Raw genomic sequence first — 3628 nt, forward strand, 5'->3', positions numbered from 1 at the left:
GGAGGGGCGTGCTTGGGGCGGGTGGCGTGCCCAAACAAAAAGGGGGAGCCTCTTTCGAGACTCCCCCTTCCTTCAGCTCTCGCGGAAGAATTACTCTGCGGTCGCCTTGATGATCTTGCCCGGATTGCGGGGCGGCTCGCCCTTGGGCAGCGCGTCGACATGTTCCATGCCGCTCTCGACCTGACCCCAGACCGTGTACTGGCGGTCGAGGAAGCGCGCATCGTCGAAGCAGATGAAGAACTGCGAATTGGCCGAGTTCGGATCGTTGGTCCGCGCCATCGAGCAGGTGCCGCGCACATGTGGCTCGGCGTTGAATTCCTGCTTCAGGTTCGGCTTGTCCGAACCCGACATGCCGGTGCCGGTGGGGTCGCCGCCCTGCGCCATGAAGCCGGGGATCACGCGGTGGAACACGACGCCGTCGTAAAAGCCTTCATTGGCAAGGCCGCCGATGCGCGCGACATGCTCGGGCGCCAGGTCGGGGCGCAGGGTGATGACGACATCGCCGCTCTCGAGCGTCAGGGTCAGCTTGGAAAAGGTCTCGGCCATAAGGGTTCTTCCTTGGTTGATGGTGCGCAGGTAGGCGTTCACACGCCCGCTGGCAAATGCCGCCGTCGCAGTTTAGAGGCGTGACATAGCGTTCATGATCGATCGAGGGAGGCCGAGATCAGCGACACCGAACTCCCCGAACTCGAAACCGAGACCTCGCTTCCCGAAACGCAGCTGGACGAGGATGACCGGCTGAAGCCCGAATATGTCACCAGCGTGCTCGCCGCGCTGGAGGATGGCGACGACGAGGGCGCGCGGGCGCTGGTCGAGCCGCTCCACCCCGCCGATATCGCCGACCTGTTCGAGCTGGTCGGCGACGAGGAACGCGTCAACCTGGCGCGGGCGGTCACCGACCTGCTGAACGGCGACGTCTTCGCCGAGATGAACGACTATGTGCGCGAGCAGCTGATCCAGGCGCTCGAACCGCATGAAGTCGCCGATATCGCGTCGGAACTCGACACCGACGATGCGGTCGCGATCATCGAGGACATGGACGAGGACGAGCAGCGCGCGGTGCTGCGCGCGCTCGACCCCGACGACCGTGCCGCGATCGAGGAGGCGCTGTCCTTCCCCGAGGAGTCCGCCGGTCGCCTGATGCAGCGCGAGCTGATCGCGGTGCCCGAGCATTGGACGGTCGCCCAGACGATCGAATTCCTGCGCGACGACGAACAGCTGACCACCGATTTCTGGGAAATCTTCGTCGTCGATCCCGGCCACCGGCCGATCGGGACGTGCCAGCTGTCCTGGATTCTCCGGGCACCGGGCGGCATCGCGATCGGCGACGTGATGAAGCGCGAACAGACGCTGATCCCGGTCGACATGGACCAGGAAGAGGTCGCGCTCCGCTTCCAGAAATATGCGCTGATCTCGGCCGCCGTAGTCGATGCCAGCGGGCGGCTGGTCGGCATGATCACCGTCGACGATATCGTCCATATCATCCAGCAGGAGGCGGGCGAGGACGTGCTGCGCCTGTCGGGTGCGGGCGAGGGCGACATCAACGAGCCGATCCTCGACAGCTATAAGAGCCGCGTCCGCTGGCTGATCGCCAACCTCGTGACCGCGATGGTCGCCTCATCGGTGATCGCGGCGTTCGAGGGGACGATCGCGCGGATGGTGGCGCTCGCCACGCTGATGCCGATCGTGGCGGGCGTCGGCGGCAATGCGGGGACGCAGACGCTGGCGGTGACGGTCCGGGCGCTGGCGACCAACCAGCTGACCCAGTCGAACACGGCGCGCGCGATCATGCGCGAAATCCGCGTGGCGATGATGAACGGCCTGACCGTGGCCGCCGTGATCGGGATCGGCGTCAGCCTGGTCTTCGGCAATCCCGCGCTGGGCATGGTGATCGCCGCGGCGATGCTGACCAACATCATCATCGCGGGGCTGGCGGGCGTGCTGGTGCCCGTCACGCTGGACCGGTTCGACGCCGATCCGGCGGTGGCGTCGTCGGTGTTCGTGACGATGACGACGGACTCGATCGGCTTCCTGGCGTTTCTGGGCCTGGCGACGGCGTCGGGCCTGACGGGGTAAAGAATTCCTCCCCTGCAAGGAGAGTTGGCAGGCCGAAGGCCTGACGGAGGGGTGTCGCGCTCTCGATAGGGGGACACCCCTCCACCATGCTGCGCATGGTCCCTCTCCCCTTGCAGGGGAGGAATTTCAACGATTTCTGCCTCCGATCAAAACTATGGCGGTCGCGTCACACCATGCTTATGATCGTCCCCCGCGCAGCCGGGGGGCCGCGTTCGTTCCACCACCCGCCCCAAAGCGGCCCAGTTAAGCAGCGCGCATGAATCGTTTTGCCATCGGTATCGCAGGCATAGTTGTCATTCTGGCCATCGCGGTGGCCCTGTCGACCGACCGGCGCGCCATCCGGCTGCGCGTCGTCGGCGCGGCCTTTGCGCTGCAGGCGGGGATCGCGGTCCTCATCCTCTATGTCCCCTGGGGCAAGCATGTGCTGCAATGGCTGTCGGGCGGGGTCGCAGGACTTCTCGGCTATGCGAACGAGGGGACCAAGTTCCTGTTCGGCGCACTCGCCTCCGATCCGCTGGGCCGCAACTTCGCGATCCAGGCGCTGCCGGTCATCATCTTCTTCGCCGCGCTCGTCTCGATCCTCTATTATCTGGGGATCATGCAGCTGGTCGTGCGCTGGCTGGGCGGGGCGATCGAGAAGGTGATCGGCGTGTCGAAGGTGGAGTCGCTCTGCGCCGCCGCCAACGTATTCGTCGGCCAGTCCGAATCGCCGCTCGTCATCCGCCCCTATCTGGCGAGCCTGACCCCGGCACAGCTGTTCACCGTGATGACCAGCGGCATGGCGGGCGTCGCGGGCACGATCCTGGCGGCCTATGCCTCGATGGGCATCTCGATCGAATATCTGCTGGCGGCCAGCTTCATGGCAGCGCCGGGCGGCATCCTGATGGCCAAGATCATCATGCCCGACCGGATCGAACCGCCCGCCGGTCAGCTGCCGCTGGGCGATGTGATCGAGGACGAGAAGATCGCACTGGCCGAAGCGACCCATGACGAGGAAAAGCCCGCCAACATCATCATGGCCGCCGCCCAGGGTGCGCAGACCGGCGTGAAGCTGGCCGTCGCGGTCGGCGCGATGGTGCTGGCCTTCGTTGCGCTGGTCGCGCTGGCCAACGGCCTGCTCGGCAGCCTGGGCAATCTGGTCGGCATTCCGGGCCTGAGCTTCCAGGCGCTGCTGGGTTATGTGTTCCAGCCGATCATGGCGCTGCTCAACGTGCCGTGGAAGGAAGCGGGCATCGCGGGCGGCCTGTTCGGCGAGAAGATCGTGCTCAACGAGTTCGTCGCCTATATCGACCTGGGCAAGCAGGCCGCACAGCTGTCGCCGCGCACGGTCGCGGTGGTCACCTTCGCGCTGTGCGGTTTCGCCAATTTCTCGTCGATCGCGATCCAGATGGCGGTGACGGGTAGCCTCGCCCCCAACCAGCGCCCGACCATCGCCCGCCTGGGTATCCGCGCGCTGGTCGCCGGGAGCCTCGCGAATTTGATGTCGGCGGCGCTGGCCGGTCTGCTGATCGCGTAAATTCCTCCCCTGGAAGAGGAGGTGGCAGGGCGAAGC

Annotated in this window: 3 protein-coding genes; 2 read left to right on the top strand and 1 reads right to left on the bottom strand. The window is 65.9% G+C overall.

The window, feature by feature from the left end:
- Positions 1–90: 90 nt before the first annotated feature.
- On the bottom strand, positions 91–546 hold the full coding sequence (locus SB4_RS15145; RefSeq protein WP_042488118.1) for a peptidylprolyl isomerase: 456 nt from the start codon (positions 544–546) through the stop codon (positions 91–93).
- A gap of 117 nt (positions 547–663) precedes the next feature.
- Between SB4_RS15145 and mgtE the strand changes: the two genes are divergently transcribed.
- A complete protein-coding gene (gene mgtE, locus SB4_RS15150; protein WP_058753234.1) occupies positions 664–2076 on the top strand; it encodes a magnesium transporter in 1413 nt (470 codons plus the stop codon).
- 256 nt (positions 2077–2332) lie between these two features.
- Positions 2333–3592 (top strand): NupC/NupG family nucleoside CNT transporter, encoded by a 1260-nt coding sequence (locus tag SB4_RS15155; protein ID WP_058753235.1) that lies wholly within the window; start codon positions 2333–2335, stop codon positions 3590–3592.
- The last annotated feature ends 36 nt before the right edge of the window (positions 3593–3628 follow it).

The sequence above is a fragment of the Sphingomonas sanguinis genome (assembly GCF_001476905.1).
GTDB classification, from domain to species: domain Bacteria; phylum Pseudomonadota; class Alphaproteobacteria; order Sphingomonadales; family Sphingomonadaceae; genus Sphingomonas; species Sphingomonas sanguinis_B.

Bases quoted from the DNA above. Each gene is read 5' to 3' on its own strand.
- SB4_RS15145 (WP_042488118.1), bottom strand. From the start codon at position 546: ATGGCCGAGACCTTTTCCAAGCTGACCCTGACGCTCGAGAGCGGCGAT.
- SB4_RS15155 (WP_058753235.1), top strand. From the start codon at position 2,333: ATGAATCGTTTTGCCATCGGTATCGCAGGCATAGTTGTCATTCTGGCC.